The following is a 16,006-nucleotide window of genomic DNA, read 5'->3' as shown; positions in this document are numbered from 1 at the left end:
TCGCTCGGCGCATTAACGGGGTGGCAGTTGCTGAAGGCGATCGAGAATTTCCAGCACCACCATCCGTGGCGGCCGTTCATCGGTTTCGATGACCAGGTCGGCAATTTCCCGATACAGCGGATCACGCAATTCGAGCAGGTCCCGCAGCGTCTTGGCCGGGTCGGCGGTGCGCAACAGCGGCCGGTTGCGATCACGGGCGGTGCGACCCACCTGTTGTTCAACGGAGGCGTGCAGGTAGACCACCCGTCCGCCGGCATGCAGCGCCCGACGATTGGCCTCGCGCATGACCGCGCCGCCACCGGTGGCCAGCACCACGCCTTCGAAACCGCACAGCTCGGCAATCATCGCCTGCTCGCGGTCGCGAAAACCCGGTTCGCCTTCCTTATCGAAGATCCATGGGATATTGGCGCCCGTGCGCAATTCAATTTCCTTGTCGGAATCTTTGAATGGCAGGCGCAGCTCTTTGGCCAGCAAACGACCGATGGTGCTTTTTCCAGCCCCCATCGGCCCAACAAGAATCAAATTTCGCACAGAATCAACGACTCACAGCAATCGCCTGGTTGTTCATGATACGCGGAGTGAGAAATACCAGCAGCTCGGATTTTTTCTCCGAAACCACATCACGCCGGAAAAGGCGGCCAAGATACGGCACATCGCCAAGAAATGGCACCTTATCTACAACCTTGCTCTGAGTATTTGAGAAAACGCCCCCAATCACAATGGTCTCGCCGTCGTTGACCAGCACCTTGGCGTTGACCTCGTTTTTCTTGATCGGCGGTACATCCTGGACCTTGTTCAGGTAGTCCGGCTCATCCTTGGTGACCTTGACCTCCATGATGATGCGGTTGTCCGGGGTTATCTGCGGCGTGACCTCAAGCGACAACGAGGCCTCCTTGAACGACACCGAGGTGGCGCCGCTGGAGCTGGCCTCCTGGTAGGGAATCTCCGTGCCCTTGAGGATTTTTGCCGTCTCCTTGTCGGAGGTCACCACCTTGGGCTGTGAGACGATTTCACCGTTGCCGGTTTTCTCCATGGCCGTCAGCTCAAGGTCGAGCAGGACGTTGTCGGTGATGAACGCGATACCGATCCCCGAGGTATTGCCAGAGGCGCCGAGGTCGACGAATGGCTGGTTGGTGCTGGTGCTGCCCGGCGTACCAATGGTGGTGGAATCACCGGTGGTCACCCCGGAAGAGTTCCAGTTGCCCTTGTTCTGTATCGAGCCCCCCCAGCGCACGCCCAGGCTTTTGTCGTAGTCGACGTTGGCCTCGACGATACGCGCCTCGATCATCACCTGGCGCACCGGGATATCCAGCTGCGCCACGATCCGCCGCAGTTCGTCGAGCCGGTCCTGGGTCTGGTAGGCGATGATGTTGTTGGTCCGCTCATCCACCGTGATCGTGCCGCGCTCATCGGCCTTGGCCTCGGCACTGGTCACCGACTGGAAGAGTTTGGCGATATCCGCCGCCTTCGCATAGTTGACCTGCAACAGTTCGCGGCGCAGCGGGGCGAGGTCGGCGATCTGCTTCTGCGATTCCAGCTCCTGCCGTTCGCGAGCGGCGATCTCGTCGGCCGGCGCCACCAGCAGCACGTTCCCCACCTTGCGCTTGTCGAGCCCCTTGGTCTTGAGCACAAGGTCCAGCGCCTGATCCCACGGCACGTTCTGCAACCGCAGGGTGATACCGCCCTGCACCGTATCGCTGGCCACCAGGTTGAGGTTGGTGAAATCGGCAATCAGCTGCAGTACCGAACGCACCTCGATGTCCTGGAAGTTCAGGGACAGTTTTTCGCCGTTATAGGCGGCTCGATCGGTATCGCGTTTTTGCAGGTCCTCGACGGTCATCGGCCGGACACTGACGGTCAGCTTGTTGTCGGTCTGGTAGGTCGAGTAATCGAAGGTTCCGCTGGGCTCGATGCTGATGGTGGCGCGATCGGAGGCGGCGCTGGCATTGATGAACTGCACCGGGGTGGCGAAATCCTTGACGTCCAGGCGCACCCTTAGCGGCTCGGGCAACTGGGTCCTGGCGAAATCGAGGATGATCTTGCCTTCGCGCTCCTGGATGTCCGGGGCGATCGACGGATCGGACAAATCGATCACCACATTGCCTTCGCCCTGGGTCCCGCGCTGGAAATCCACGCCGCGAATGGCTTTGCCCGCCGGGGCGCGAGCCCTGGCAGGCGCAGGGACGGGGGCTGCCGAGCGAGCGGGTTGGGTTGGACTCCTCGGGGTCGCGCCCTTGCCAACCACCACAAACAGGTTGTTGCCCTCCACGCGCGTGTCATAGGGCGCCAGTTGCGTAAGGCCGATGATCAACCGGGTCCGATCCCCCGCCTCGACCACGGTGGCGCTGCGGGCATTGCCGCTGCCCAGGTCGCGGCTCTTGCTGGCCAGTTGGCTGGTCACCCCCTGCAGATCAAGCGCAATCCGGGCCGGTTGCTCGGTGGTATAACCACGGGGCTTGGGCGGCGGCCCGTCGAAGGTCAACTTCAACTCGACCCGGTCCCCCGGTAACGCCGCCACGTCCAGCGCTTTCAGGCTGGCGCCATGAACCACCGGCGACAACAACGCTATCCATAGCGAAATACCGAGGGCTGAAAAAATCCTGTTCATTGTTGGAGTTCCACTATTGAGTGCTCTTTCAAGGGAATGGTCCGCGGCCGCTCCAGCCAGGCGCCCTGGCCATCGGGAACGATTTCGACCACTTCAACCTGGGTGGCGCTGATAGCGATGATCCGCCCGTCGTTACGCCCCAGGTAATCTCCGACCTTCAGCCGGTGTACCCCACCAGCGCCACGCAACAGCGCAAAAGAGCCACTGGCATTGGAGATCGTACCGACCATCTCGAATTGCTCGATGTTGAAGCCTTCCAGGTATTGCTTGACTCGGTTCGGGTCGGGGCGGACGTTGCGCGAGCCCTGCTGTCGACCAGCCTGATCGACTGGAACCTGCCGGGAAAAAGGGCTGCGCAAGTTGGCCGCGCTGTAGGTAAAGGTTTCGTGAGGCCTGAAGGTCGGCATTGGCTCGATCTTGCCGGGCGGGCGCAGGCGCATCTCGTTCATGTAGGCATCCAGGTCACTGAAACCGTTGTCGTTGTTGCACCCGGCCAGCGCAACCAGCCCGACCAGCAGACCCAGGCGGCAGACCGGCGTCATGGCTGCGCCTCCTGCTCGTTGTACCGGTAGGTCTTGGCCTGGATGTTCATGCGCAGCTTCGTCCCCGCCTCCGGCTCCATCGGCGCGATCTCGAAATCGTGCAGGGTGACGATCCGGGGCAACCCGGCTACGCCGCTGACGAAGGTCGCCAGGTCATGGTAGCCGCCGGTCACAGTGATCTGGATCGGCAACTCGATGTAGAACGGCTGGGTGACCTCCGGCAGCAACTTGATCTCCTCGAACTCCAGGCCGCTGCCCAGGCCGGTGCGCGTGATGTCCTCAAGCAGGCCCGGCACTTCGGTGTCACTGGGCAATTGCCGCAACAGCACGCCAAAGGAAGTTTCCATCTGCTTCATCTGCTCGGTATAGCGCTCCAGGTTCGCCGCCATGTGCGCCTTGCCGGCGAATTGGGCCTTGAGGGTGTTCTCCTCCTCACGGACCTGCTGCAGCTGGTTTTCCAGGTCACTGAGGGCAAAGTTGTAGCCCAGGCCGAGCACCAGGACCACTAGCATGATGCCGGCCAGCCACTTGACCGGCGTCGGCCATGAACCGACGTTGTTGGTGTCCAGGTCACTGAGATCGATCTTGCGCAGCGCGTCGAACCACTCTGCCGGCTTCATTGGGCGTCCTCCGCATCGGCCGGACGGGTCTGGCGAACCGTCAGCTGGAAGACATTGGCCTGGTCGAGCTGGCCCGCCGTGGTGGCCTTGACCTCCGTCAGGCTGGGCGCATCGAACAGCTCCGACGAGTCGAGGTTGCGCATCAGGTCCGAGACCCGGTTGTTTGACGCCGCAGCCCCTTTGATGGAGAGCGTGCCCTCTTCCATTTTCACGTCAGTGAAAAACACCCCATCCGGCAGGGTCCGCGCCAGTTGATCGAAAATGCGCGCACTGACCGGCCGGTTGCCCTGCAAGTCCTGGATGATCCGCATGCGCTCCAACAGTTGCTGGCGCCGAGCCTTCAGCTCGCTGATCTGCTTGATGCGCTCGTCCAGCACGGCGATTTCCCCGGTCAGATGGGCGTTGCGCGCCATTTGGTAGTCGATCTCGTTGCTCAGGTACTGTGCCGCCAGCAGCGTTAACCCCACCGCACCGACCAGCGCCCCCACCAATGCCAGCAAGAAGCGCTTGCGCCGCTCTTCGCGCAGTTCTTCGCGCCAGGGAAGCAGGTTGATCCGCGCCATCAGTCGAAACTCCTGAGGGCCAGCCCGCAGGCAATCATCAGGGCTGGCGCATCACTGGCCAGGGCACCGGCATTGACCTTGCTGCTCAAGGCCATGTTGGTAAACGGGTTGGCCACCTGGGTAGGCGTGCCCAAGCGCTGCTCGATCAAACGGTCGAGGCCTGCGACCGAGGCCGTGCCTCCCGCCAGCAGGATATGGTCCACTGCGCTGTACTGACCTGAAGCGAAGAAAAACTGCAGGGAACGCGACACTTGCTGCACCAGCGCTTCGCGAAATGGTTGCAGCACTTCGCCGAGATAGTCGTCCGGCAGGCCGCCCTGCTTTTTTGCCAGGCCGGCCTGCTCCGGCGTCAGGCCATAACGGCGCTGGATTTCCTCGGTAAGCTGGCGCCCACCGAACAACTGCTCGCGGGTATAAATGATGCGCCCGTTGTGCAACACGCTGAGCGTAGTCATCGTGGCTCCGATGTCGATCACCGCCACGGTCAGGCGTTCCTGGGATGCCGCCAGCTGAGTGGCGAGCAGGCCGAACGCACGCTCCAGCGCGTACGCTTCCACATCGACCACCCGGGCCGTCAGCCCGGCAAGCGCCAGCGCCGCCTCGCGCACCTCGACATTCTCTTTGCGACAAGCCGCCAGCAGCACCTCGACACGCTCGGCGCTGCGAGGCGATACGCCGACCACCTCGAAATCGATCGCCACTTCGTCCAGTGGATAAGGAATGTACTGGTCGGCCTCGATCTTGAGCTGGTTCTCCATGTCGTCATCGGACAGCCCGGCGTCCATCTCGATGGTCTTGGTGATAACCGCCGACCCCGCCACGGCCACCGCCACGTTGCGCAAGGGTGTCCTGGCCTTGGCCAGCACTCGTGAAAGCGCCTGGCCGACCCCTTCCAGCTCGGCGATGTTCTTTTCCACCACGGCATTGGCTGGCAACGGCTCGACAGCGTAGGACTCGACACGCAGACGATCGCCCTGACGGCTCAACTCGAGCAGCTTCACCGACGTCGAGCTGATGTCGATTCCCAGAAGTGTGTGGGCTTTTTTATTGAAGAGTCGTAGCACTACCAATTCCCTATGACTATCCGTGAGTTACGGACTCTCTAATATGAATTGCGTTCAATCCCCCCGGTCCGACGGACGTCCGGATGGCGTTTCCGACGAAAAAAAATGCTTATAATGCCCAGCGTTTTTTTTCGCTTTGTTGCTGGCATGGGTTCTTCCCTGAACCTGGCGCCTTTTTCATTCTCTGCCTGGATATCCAAAAGCCTTGATTCGTCTGCTGAAATTTTTCGGATGGTCCATCGTCGCGGTTTTCTGCGGACTGCTCCTGGGTCTGAGTGGTGCCTTTCTTTACCTTAGTCCGGGATTGCCGTCCGTGGAGGCGCTGAGAAGTATTCAGTTGCAGATTCCTCTGCGGGTCTACAGCAGCGACAATAAATTGATCGCCGAATTTGGCGAAATGCGCCGCACGCCGATCCGTTTCGCCGACATTCCGCCCAATTTCATCAATGCGTTACTAAGCGCTGAAGACGACAACTTCGCCAACCACTATGGCGTCGATCCGGGCAGCCTGATGCGCGCCGCCAGCCAACTGGTCAAGAGTGGCCACATCCAGTCCGGCGGCAGCACCATCACCATGCAGGTCGCCAAGAATTTCTTCCTGACCAGCGAACGCAGCTTCTCGCGCAAGACCACCGAGATCCTCCTGGCCCTGCAGATCGAGCGGCAACTGACCAAGGATGAAATCCTCGAGCTGTACGTGAACAAGATCTACCTGGGCAACCGCGCCTATGGCATCGAGGCGGCGGCGCAGGTGTATTACGGCAAGTCGATCCGCGACGTGAGCCTGGCGCAGATGGCAATGATCGCCGGCCTGCCCAAGGCACCGTCACGTTTCAACCCGCTGGCCAACCCGGCACGCAGCAAGGAACGTCGCGACTGGATCCTGGGACGCATGTACAAGCTCGGCAAGATCAGCGAAGCCGAGTACACCGCCGCGATCAATGAGCCGCTCAACGCCAGCTATCACGTACCGACTCCGGAAGTGAACGCCCCGTACATCGCCGAAATGGCCCGGGCCGAGATGGTCGGGCGCTATGGCAGCGACGCCTATACCGAAGGTTTCCGAGTCACCACCACGGTGCCGAGCAACCTGCAGGAAATGGCCAATACCGCGCTCCACGAAGGCCTGATGACCTACGACCAGCGCCACGGCTACCGTGGGCCGGAATCGCGCCTGCCAGGCAAGACCAAGGAAGCCTGGGCCCTGGAGCTGACCAAGCAGCGCACCATCAGCAGCCTGGAGCCGGCGATCGTCACTCAGGTGGACAAGGACGGCATCAAGGTCCTGACCCGCAATGGCGAGTCCGAAGAGCACGTGGCCTGGGACTCCATGAAGTGGGCCCGCCCGTTCCTCAATACCAACAGCATGGGCGCCAACCCGCGGCAGCCATCGGACGTCGCTCAGGTCGGCGACCTGATCCGCGTACAGCGCCAGCCGGACAACTCCCTCAAGTTCAGTCAGATACCTGCCGCCCAAGGCGCGCTGGTGTCGCTGGACCCGCAGAATGGCGCGATCCGCTCGCTGGTGGGTGGCTTCGCCTTCGAGCAGAGCAATTACAACCGCGCCTTGCAGGCCAAGCGTCAACCGGGCTCGAGCTTCAAGCCGTTCGTCTACAGCGCTGCGCTGGATAACGGCTACACCGCCGCCAGCCTGGTCAACGATGCGCCGATCGTGTTTGTCGACGAGTACCTCGACAAGGTCTGGCGACCGAAGAACGACACCAATACCTTCCTCGGCCCGATTCGCCTGCGCGAAGCGCTGTACAAGTCCCGCAACCTTGTCTCGATCCGCCTGCTGCAAGCGCTGGGCGTGGACCGCACCATCGACTACATCAGCAAGTTCGGCTTCAACAAGCAGGACCTGCCGCGCAACCTGTCCCTGGCACTGGGCACCGCGACGCTGACGCCCATGGAAATCGCCACGGGTTGGAGCACCTTTGCCAACGGCGGCTACAAGATCACTCCGTACATCATCGACAGGATCGAAAGCCGCAACGGCGAAACGCTGTTTGTCGCCAACCCGCCACGAGTACCGACAGGCGAGCAGGCCAGCGACGGCGTCGCCGCCCCCGCCGCCGAGACCTTCACGGTCAACGCAACTGGCGGCGAAGCCACCACCGCCCCTGGCGTACCGCAAGCGCCGGCAATCGCCGAACGCATCGTTGACGGCCGTACCACCTACATCCTCAACAGCATGCTGCAGGATGTGATCAAGCTCGGCACCGGCCGGCGCGCCCTGGCACTGGGTCGCACCGACCTGGCCGGCAAGACCGGTACCACCAACGAATCGAAGGATGCATGGTTCTCGGGCTACAACGGCGATTACGTGACCACCGTCTGGACCGGTTTCGATCAGCCCGAGAGCCTGGGGCGTCGTGAATTCGGCGGTACCGTGGCGCTGCCGATCTGGATGACCTACATGGGCGCCGCCCTCAAGGACCGGCCACCCCACACCCAGCCGGAACCGGAAGGCATCCTCAGCCTGCGGGTCGACCCGGTCAGCGGTCGCGCCGCCACCCCAGGCACGCCTGGCGCGTACTTCGAGCTGTTCAAGAGCGAAGACACGCCGCCGTCGGTCAATGAGCTGGGCAACGGTGTAGCGCCGGGTAGCCCGCTGCCGGCGGATGAGGCAGCGCCGATCGATCTGTTCTGACCGGACGCCACCGAAAAGCCCCGCCTTCGAGAGAAGCGCGGGGCTTTTTTTCAATCGGACATTGTGTAGATAACCTGTGGCGAGGGAGCTTGCTCCCGCTCGGTTGCGCAGCGACCGCCTCTTTTGGGGCTGCTGCGCAGCCCAGCGGGAGCAAGCTCCCTCGCCACGGGTTCTGTGGTTTTCTCGAAGGGGTTATTCCTATCCCAATAAAAAGCCCCGGCTCACACGAGCCGGGGCTTTTTGTTGAAGCGCTACAACGGCTTAGCCGTTGAACACGTCATCCACGCTCTTGAGCGGGTAGTTCTTCGGATACGGCAGGGTGGCCACGCCAGTCTCGATCGCGGCCTTGGCCACGGCGTCGGAGATCAGGGTGATCAGGCGCGCATCCATTGGCTTCGGAATGATGTACTCACGACCGAATTCCAGCTTGATGCCGCCATAGGCGTCACACACATCCTGAGGCACCGGCAGCTTGGCCAGTTCGCGCAGGGCGTTGGCGGCGGCGACTTTCATTTCTTCGTTGATGCGCTTGGCGCGAACGTCCAGGGCACCACGGAAGATGAACGGGAAGCCCAGGACGTTGTTGACCTGGTTCGGATAGTCCGAGCGGCCGGTGGCCATGATCACGTCGCTGCGGGTGGCGTGAGCCAGTTCCGGGGAGATTTCCGGGTCCGGGTTCGAGCAGGCGAACACGATCGGGTTCGGCGCCATGCGCAGCAGGTTTTCCGGGCTCAGCAAGTTCGGACCCGACAGGCCGACGAACACGTCTGCACCGTCCAGCGCATCCGCCAGGGAGCGCTTGTCGGTCGCGTGGGCAAACACGGCCTTGTACTGGTTCAGGTCGTCACGGCCGGAGTGGATCACGCCGGTACGGTCAACCATGAAGATGTTTTCAATCCTGGCGCCCATGCTCACCAGCAACTTCATGCAGGAGATGGCCGCGGCACCCGCGCCCAGGCAGACGATCTTGGCTTCCGGCAGGGTCTTGCCGGCGATTTCCAGGGCATTGATCATGCCGGCTGCGGTCACGATCGCGGTGCCGTGCTGGTCATCGTGGAAAACCGGAATGTCGCACTGTTCGATCAGGGCGCGCTCGATCTCGAAGCACTCAGGTGCCTTGATGTCTTCCAGGTTGATGCCGCCGAAGGTGATGGAGATGCGCTTGACGGTGTCGATGAAGGCTTGCGGGCTTTCGGAATCGACTTCAATGTCGAACACGTCGATACCGGCGAAGCGCTTGAACAGCACGCCCTTGCCTTCCATGACCGGCTTGGAGGCCAGTGGGCCGAGGTTACCCAGGCCGAGAATCGCGGTGCCATCGGAAATGACTGCAACCAGGTTGCCCTTGCCGGTGTATTTGTAGGCCAGCTCAGGGTCGCGAGCGATCTCGCGTACTGGCTCGGCTACGCCGGGGCTGTAGGCCAGCGACAGGTCGCGGGCAGTGGCGGTGGCCTTGGTGAGCTCGACACTCAGCTTTCCTGGACGAGGATTAGCGTGATATTCGAGAGCGGCAGTTTTCAGATCAGACATGTGGGCATTCCGCTTTTTACTGTGTTGGACAGACGGACCGCCGAGGATACGCGCCTCGCAAAGTCCCTACAAGACTGACCAGTCACTGCTGTCAAGCGCCCTGCCCTACGACTTTGGGCCAAGAACCAGGAAACACAAGGGATTCATGGATACAATAACGTCAAAAAATGTCTACAATTATTTCTGCCTGAGCACTGCCTGCAACATTGCCGGATCAGTCAGAGGCAACATCCACCGCGCCTGCCCGGGCCTGGCCGCACCGCGTCGAGAGCGATCGACAACCCAACCACGGGCCTCGATGGTCCGGCCTTCCAGGCCCTTGAGCATCGAAGCGTCAAAGCTTCGCTGCAGATTGGCCGCAATATGCAGGACAACCGAGCCTTGCAGCTCGATCCAGATCCCGCCGCGATTGCGTTGCACACTGTCTACGCGGCCGCTGACCAGCGCAAAACCGGGGGCCTTGATCTGCTCCGCGCGCACGACGGGTGACTTCTTCCATAGCCCCAGGCCGGCTTGCCGCGCCTTGCGCTCCGCCGCCTGCTGGCATTCGACCAGATCGACATTCGGCGCAACCGCAACCAGGTAACCCAGCCCCTCGGCAATCAATTGCTCTTCCAGGTTCCGACCCTGCTGGTCATAGACATGGGCCAGCGTGCGCCCGTAGTCGTCCCGGTCGTCCTTGCCAGGCGACACCCTGACCCGACCGGCGCTGGCAGCCACCAGCGCCTCAAGCCGCTGGCGCGCCGCCACGGCAAACGGCTCATCCGCACGCCCGCGCTTTCCCAGTTCCGGACTGTTGAGACCGATCATGCGGATGCGACGACCGTCGCTGAGGTACAAGGTGTCGCCATCGACCACCCGTTGCACGGCCACGTCGGGCAGTCCATCCGGGGGCGGGCACGCCGCCTGGGCACCACAGAGCCAAATCGCGGACACAAAAAAGGCGCCCGCTAGGGACGCCTTTTTCATCAGCCTGGAATAGCCGGAACGACTTTCCAAGATGATCAGCCTCAGGCTTTTGGAGTAACTTTGCCGAAAGCACCGAAACGATCGGCGAACTTCTGAACACGGCCGCCGGTATCCAGAGTCTTTTGCTTACCGGTGTAGAACGGGTGGCATTCGTTGCAAACGTCGATCGCCAGGGCTTTGCCGTAGGTCGAACGCGTTTCGAACTTGTTGCCGCAGCTGCAGGTTACGGCCACAACTGGGTAGTCCGGATGGATATCGGTTTTCATGGTGTTTTCCTCAGGCTAGCGTGCCGCCACCCAACACTATTGTTGAATACCGCACGTAATTAGGCCGCGGATTCTACCAGACAAGATTAATCACGCAAGCTACAACTTGTACCAACCGTCTGCTAGGCTCCCCGCCTCATGCGCCAGCTCCTCTGTGGGAGCGAGCCTGCTCGCGAAGGCGGTGGACCCGTCACATGAGTATTGCTTGACGCTCCGCTTTCGCGAGCAGGCTCGCTCCCACAAGGATCGCGCCAGGTTTTCTGAATTTGCTTGTCTATCGAGACCCTCCCGCGTGCCCGACGCCATCCTGCGCCTCGCCCTGCCATCGCCCCTGCGCCGTCTGTTCGACTACCGTGCCCCAGCCGGGGTAACACGCGCCCAGTTGCAGCCGGGCATGCGCCTGCGGGTGCCGTTCGGCCGGCGGGAAATGATCGGGATCCTGGTGGAAGTCACCGATCACAGCGAAGTGCCGGTCGACAAGCTCAAACCGGCCCTGGCGCTGCTCGACGCCACGCCACCGCTGCCCGCGGCGCTGTTCAAACTGTGCCTGTGGACCGCGCAGTATTATCAGCACAGCCTGGGCGACACTCTGAGCTGGGCATTGCCGGTGCTGTTGCGCCAGGGCGAACCGGCCGAGGCACGCCAGGAGCGATTCTGGTCGGTGACGCCGGGCGCTTCGCTGGATGACCCGCGCATCGCCCGCGCACCGCGCCAACGCGAGGCCCTGGCGACCCTGGCCCAGCATCCCCATGGGGTAGCGCACCAGCTGTTGAGCAAGTTGATGCTCAGCAAGGACAGCCTTGACCTGCTGCTGGCCAAGAATCTCGTCCAGGTAGAAGTCCGCCGGCACGCCCCCGACGCGCGCCACGAACACTGGCTGGCCCAGCCGGAACTGCCGCTCAACGCCGAACAGCGGACCGCTTGCGAGGCGATTCGCGCGGGTTTCGACAGTTATCACGCCTTTCTGCTGGCGGGCGTCACCGGCAGCGGCAAGACCGAGGTCTACCTGCAACTGATCCGCCAGACCCTTGAAGCCGGCAAGCAGGCTTTGGTGCTGATTCCGGAAATCAACCTGGGCCCACAGACCCTGGCGCGCTTCGAGCAGCGCTTCAATGCGCGCATCGCCCTGGTGCATTCGGCGGTCAACGACCGCGAGCGCCTGGAAGCCTGGCTCGCCGCGCGCGACGGCGAGGCCGACATCATCATCGGCACCCGCTCGGCGCTGTTCACGCCGATGAAAAACCCCGGCCTGATCATCATCGATGAAGAACACGACGGCTCCTATAAACAGCAGGAAGGCCTGCGCTACCACGCCCGTGACCTGGCGCTGGTGCGGGCTCGCCAGGAAAACATCCCGATCGTGCTCGGCTCGGCCACGCCCTCCCTGGAAAGCCTGCACAACGCCTACACCGGTCGCTACGGCCTGCTGCGCCTCAACGAGCGGGCCGGCGGCGCCAAGCAGCCGCGCTTCCTGCGCCTGGATGTGAAAAGCCGCCCGCTGGACAGCGGCATTTCCGGACCGATGCAGCAAGCCATCGGCCAGACCCTGGCCGCTGGGCAGCAGGTGCTGGTGTTTCTCAACCGCCGGGGGTTCGCCCCGACCCTGCTGTGCCATGACTGCGGCTGGATGTCCGGCTGCGAGCGCTGCGACGCGCGAATGACCGTGCATCAGCGCTACGGCGAACTGCGCTGCCACCACTGCGGGCACTCCGAGCGGGTGCCGAGGCATTGCCCGCAGTGCGGGAAAGTGGACCTGCGCCCGGTAGGCGCTGGCACCGAGCGCGCCGAAGAACGTCTGGGCATCCTGTTTCCTGATTACCCGGTGCTGCGGGTGGATCGCGACAGCACCTCGCGCAAGGATGCGATGAATCAGCTGTTCGCCACGATCCAGAAGGGCCAGCCGTGCATCCTGGTGGGCACGCAGATGCTCGCCAAGGGGCATCACTTCCCGCGCGTGACGCTGGTATCGATCCTGGATGCCGACGGTGGGTTGTTTTCCGGTGACTTCCGCGCGAGCGAGCGCATGGCGCAGCTGATCGTCCAGGTCGCAGGTCGCGCCGGACGGGCCGAGGAGCCGGGCAAAGTGATTATCCAGACCCACCTGGCCGACCACCCGCTGCTGATCCAGCTGACCGAGCAGGGCTACTTCGCCTTCGCCGAGCAGGCCTTGAGCGAACGTCGCGCCGCCGGCCTGCCGCCGTTCGCCCATCTGGCGCTGCTGCGGGCCGAGGCGCACAAGCCAGGACAGGCCGAAGGCTTCCTGGACGAAGCGTGCAGCGAGGCCGAGCGCCTGCTGGCGGAACAGAGCCTCAGCGGTATCGAACTATTGGGCCCGGTGCCGGCTCCGATGGAACGGCGGGCGGGACGTTATCGCGCACAGCTTTTATTACAGGCCAATGCCCGCGCACCGCTGCATCGGTTGCTGAGCGCCTGGTTGCTGGTACTGGAACAACTGCCCAGCGGGCGGTCGGTGCGCTGGTCGCTGGATGTGGATCCGGTGGATTTGTATTGACTGTGGGAGCGGGCTTGCTCGCGAAGGCGGTGGGTCAGTTGTGGTGATGTTGGCTGTGCCGTCGCTTTCGCGAGCAAGCCCGCTCCCACAGGGCCCAAGTACATCCGAGCCATCCCTGACAGGCATCAACCGACCCGCTACAGTTGGCAAGCTCGCCCGCGCCACGGATAATGCCCAGTTTTTCCACCAGCGCATCGAAGCGCCGCCGCGCCTGCGGTTGAAAGAGAAGACCATGAAAGACACCATTCGCCAGCTTATCCAGCAAGCCATCACCCAACTCGTCACTGAAGGTGTGCTGCCAGAAGGCCTGTCGCCGGCGATTCAGGTCGAGAACACCCGCGACAAGACCCACGGTGACTTTGCCAGCAACATCGCGATGATGCTCGCCAAACCGGCCGGCATGAAACCTCGCGACCTGGCGGAAAAGATCATCGCCGCATTGCCGGCCGACGAAAACGTCACCAAGGCCGAAATTGCCGGCCCCGGGTTCATCAACTTCTTCCAGAATACCCAGGCGCTGGCCTCGCGGCTGGACGCGGCCCTGGCCGACGAGCGCCTCGGCGTACGCAAGGCCGGCCCGTTGCAGCGCACCGTGGTCGACCTGTCGGCCCCCAACCTCGCCAAGGAAATGCACGTCGGTCACCTGCGCTCGACCATCATTGGCGATGGCGTGGCGCGCGTCCTGGAGTTTCTCGGTGACACGGTGATACGCCAGAACCACGTCGGCGACTGGGGCACCCAGTTCGGCATGCTGATGGCCTACCTGCAGGAAAACCCGATCACCAGCGACGAGCTCTCGGACCTGGAAAACTTCTACCGCGCCGCCAAGCAACGCTTCGACGAATCGCCCGAGTTTGCCGACCGCGCCCGTGGCCTGGTGGTCAAGCTGCAGGCTGGCGATGCCGAGTGCCTGGCGCTGTGGACAAAGTTCAAGGACATCTCGCTGTCCCACTGCCAGAAGATCTACGAACTGCTGAACGTCAAGCTGAGCATGGCCGACGTAATGGGCGAAAGCGCCTACAACGACGACTTGATCAACGTGGTCAACGACCTCCGGGCCAAAGGCATGCTGGTGGAAAGCAACGGCGCCCAGTGCGTGTTCCTTGACCAGTTCAAGACTGCCGATGGCGAACCGCTGCCGGTGATCATCGTCAAGGCCGACGGTGGCTACCTCTACGCCACCACCGACTTGGCGGCCGTGCGTTATCGCAACGGCGTGCTCAAGGCCGATCGGGTCCTGTATTTCGTCGACCAGCGCCAGGCCCTGCACTTCCAGCAGGTGTTCGAAGTGGCCCGCCTGGCCGGTTTCGTGACCCACCCGATGGAAATGGAACACATGGGGTTCGGCACCATGAACGGCGCCGATGGCCGCCCGTTCAAGACCCGCGATGGCGGCACGGTGAAGCTGATCGACCTGCTCACCGAAGCCCAGGACCGTGCGTACACTCTGGTCAAGGGCAAGAACCCGGAGCTGGCCGAAGACGAACTGCGCAAGATCGCCAAAGTGGTCGGCATCGACGCGGTGAAATACGCCGACCTGTCGAAGCACCGCACCAGCGACTACAGCTTCAACTTCGACCTGATGCTCAACTTCGAAGGCAACACCGCACCGTACCTGCTCTACGCCTACACCCGCGTGGCGGGCGTGTTCCGCAAACTCGGCAAGGGCTTCGACGAAATCGAGGGCCAGATCGTCCTCGAAGCCGCCCACGAGCAGGAGCTGGCGGCCAGGCTGGCGCAGTTCGGCGAAGTCCTGAACAACGTGGCCGACAAGGGCACGCCGCACACCTTGTGCGCCTACCTGTACGACGTCGCCGGGCTGTTTTCCAGCTTCTACGAGAATTGCCCGATCCTCAACGCCGAGACCCCGGCACAAATGCAGAGCCGCCTGCGCCTCGCCGCGCTGACCGGGCGCACGCTCAAGCAAGGCCTGGAACTGCTGGGCCTGGAAACGCTGGAGCGCATGTAACTTGGCCGCCAAGAAAAAACCTGCACCCAAACGCGGCGCCAGTCGTTACCAGCCTCCGGCCAAACAGCCGATTCCGGGCTGGTTGTGGATGGCGATCGGCCTGACTGTCGGCGCATTCATCGTATTCCTGATGAAGCTGGAACCGGGCCAGGGCGATGACGTCAAGCGTGTTCGGCAAGAGCAGCAGAAAGCCACGCGGATCGCCGAGGCCAACAAGACCCCGCCGAGCCCGACACAACCGGTGAAGCCGAAATACGACTTCTACACCTTGCTCCCGGAATCGGAGGTCATCGTGCCGCCCGATGCGGTGCCGGAGAAAACCCTGCCGACGCCGCAGGTGCCGACCACGCCAGTGACCCCAGCCGAAGCGGCGAAGATCGACACCGCCCGCGCCCAGGCCGCCCTGGCCGGCATTACGCCGCCACCGGCCCCGCCGGTGCAGAAGGCCGCGCCGGTGACAAAATTCTTCCTGCAGGCCGGCTCGTTCCGCAAGGAAGCCGACGCCGACAAGGTCCGGGCGCAGATCATTCTGCTGGGCCAGTCGGTGTCGGTGGAGTCCGGAACGGTGAAGGACGAAACCTGGTATCGCGTACTGGTCGGACCGTTCAGCAATCGCGAAGAACTGACCAAGGCCCAGAAACAACTGGCCGGCAGCGGTTTCAGCAACCTGTTGTTACAACAACGCCAGAGCCGCTGATTCTGACGAAAGC

The 16,006-nt window shown here is 62.7% G+C and carries 13 protein-coding genes; 4 read left to right on the top strand and 9 right to left on the bottom strand.

Features of this window, described 5'->3' with window-relative positions:
• Window positions 1–12 precede the first annotated feature (12 nt).
• Genes aroK through M1E16_RS01960 form a run of 6 tightly spaced genes read right to left on the bottom strand, consistent with a single transcriptional unit; the run spans window position 13 to window position 5,397 of the window.
• A complete protein-coding gene (aroK, locus tag M1E16_RS01985; RefSeq protein WP_181290818.1) occupies window positions 13–531 on the bottom strand; it encodes a shikimate kinase AroK in 519 nt (172 codons plus the stop codon).
• A gap of 4 nt (window positions 532–535) precedes the next feature.
• Complete coding sequence (gene pilQ / locus M1E16_RS01980) at window positions 536–2,608, bottom strand: type IV pilus secretin PilQ (protein ID WP_458129064.1); 2,073 nt, start codon at window positions 2,606–2,608, stop codon at window positions 536–538.
• A complete protein-coding gene (locus M1E16_RS01975) occupies window positions 2,605–3,150 on the bottom strand; it encodes a pilus assembly protein PilP (RefSeq protein WP_434626461.1) in 546 nt (181 codons plus the stop codon). Before M1E16_RS01975 ends, pilQ begins: the two co-directional genes overlap by 4 nt.
• The gene (pilO, locus tag M1E16_RS01970) at window positions 3,147–3,770 is read right to left on the bottom strand and encodes a type 4a pilus biogenesis protein PilO (protein WP_458129063.1); all 624 of its coding nucleotides are present in this window, start codon (window positions 3,768–3,770) and stop codon (window positions 3,147–3,149) included. The genes M1E16_RS01975 and pilO overlap by 4 nt, the downstream gene beginning before the upstream one ends.
• On the bottom strand, window positions 3,767–4,333 hold the full coding sequence (locus tag M1E16_RS01965; protein ID WP_458129062.1) for a PilN domain-containing protein: 567 nt from the start codon (window positions 4,331–4,333) through the stop codon (window positions 3,767–3,769). The genes pilO and M1E16_RS01965 overlap by 4 nt, the downstream gene beginning before the upstream one ends.
• Window positions 4,333–5,397, bottom strand: a complete 1,065-nt coding sequence (locus M1E16_RS01960; protein WP_434570158.1) for a pilus assembly protein PilM — start codon at window positions 5,395–5,397, stop codon at window positions 4,333–4,335. Before M1E16_RS01960 ends, M1E16_RS01965 begins: the two co-directional genes overlap by 1 nt.
• Window positions 5,398–5,605: 208 nt before the next feature.
• Between M1E16_RS01960 and M1E16_RS01955 the strand changes: the two genes are divergently transcribed.
• Window positions 5,606–8,050, top strand: a complete 2,445-nt coding sequence (locus tag M1E16_RS01955) for a penicillin-binding protein 1A (RefSeq protein WP_458130275.1) — start codon at window positions 5,606–5,608, stop codon at window positions 8,048–8,050.
• A 261-nt stretch (window positions 8,051–8,311) separates the two neighbouring features.
• Here M1E16_RS01955 and M1E16_RS01950 read toward each other — a convergent pair whose 3' ends face one another.
• From M1E16_RS01950 to rpmE, 3 genes are all read right to left on the bottom strand, one after another.
• Window positions 8,312–9,580: a malic enzyme-like NAD(P)-binding protein gene (locus M1E16_RS01950; protein ID WP_434570160.1), complete on the bottom strand. Its 1,269-nt coding sequence runs from the start codon at window positions 9,578–9,580 to the stop codon at window positions 8,312–8,314.
• 177 nt (window positions 9,581–9,757) lie between these two features.
• Window positions 9,758–10,549 carry a thermonuclease family protein gene (locus M1E16_RS01945; RefSeq protein WP_458130274.1) on the bottom strand — a complete coding sequence of 264 codons (792 nt, stop codon included), beginning with the start codon at window positions 10,547–10,549 and terminating at the stop codon, window positions 9,758–9,760.
• A gap of 41 nt (window positions 10,550–10,590) precedes the next feature.
• Window positions 10,591–10,815: a 50S ribosomal protein L31 gene (gene rpmE / locus M1E16_RS01940; protein WP_305497356.1), complete on the bottom strand. Its 225-nt coding sequence runs from the start codon at window positions 10,813–10,815 to the stop codon at window positions 10,591–10,593.
• A 292-nt stretch (window positions 10,816–11,107) separates the two neighbouring features.
• Here rpmE and M1E16_RS01935 point away from each other — a divergent pair, with 292 nt between their 5' ends.
• From M1E16_RS01935 to M1E16_RS01925, 3 genes are all read left to right on the top strand, one after another.
• A complete protein-coding gene (locus tag M1E16_RS01935; RefSeq protein ID WP_458129061.1) occupies window positions 11,108–13,327 on the top strand; it encodes a primosomal protein N' in 2,220 nt (739 codons plus the stop codon).
• Window positions 13,328–13,559: 232 nt separating this feature from the next.
• Window positions 13,560–15,296, top strand: a complete 1,737-nt coding sequence (argS, locus tag M1E16_RS01930; RefSeq protein WP_305497358.1) for an arginine--tRNA ligase — start codon at window positions 13,560–13,562, stop codon at window positions 15,294–15,296.
• A 1-nt stretch (window position 15,297) separates the two neighbouring features.
• On the top strand, window positions 15,298–15,993 hold the full coding sequence (locus tag M1E16_RS01925; RefSeq protein ID WP_186639635.1) for an SPOR domain-containing protein: 696 nt from the start codon (window positions 15,298–15,300) through the stop codon (window positions 15,991–15,993).
• Window positions 15,994–16,006: the final 13 nt, after the last annotated feature.

The sequence above is a fragment of the Pseudomonas sp. Z2-11 genome (genome assembly GCF_054161305.1).
This window is presented reverse-complemented; position numbering and strand designations above follow the sequence as displayed.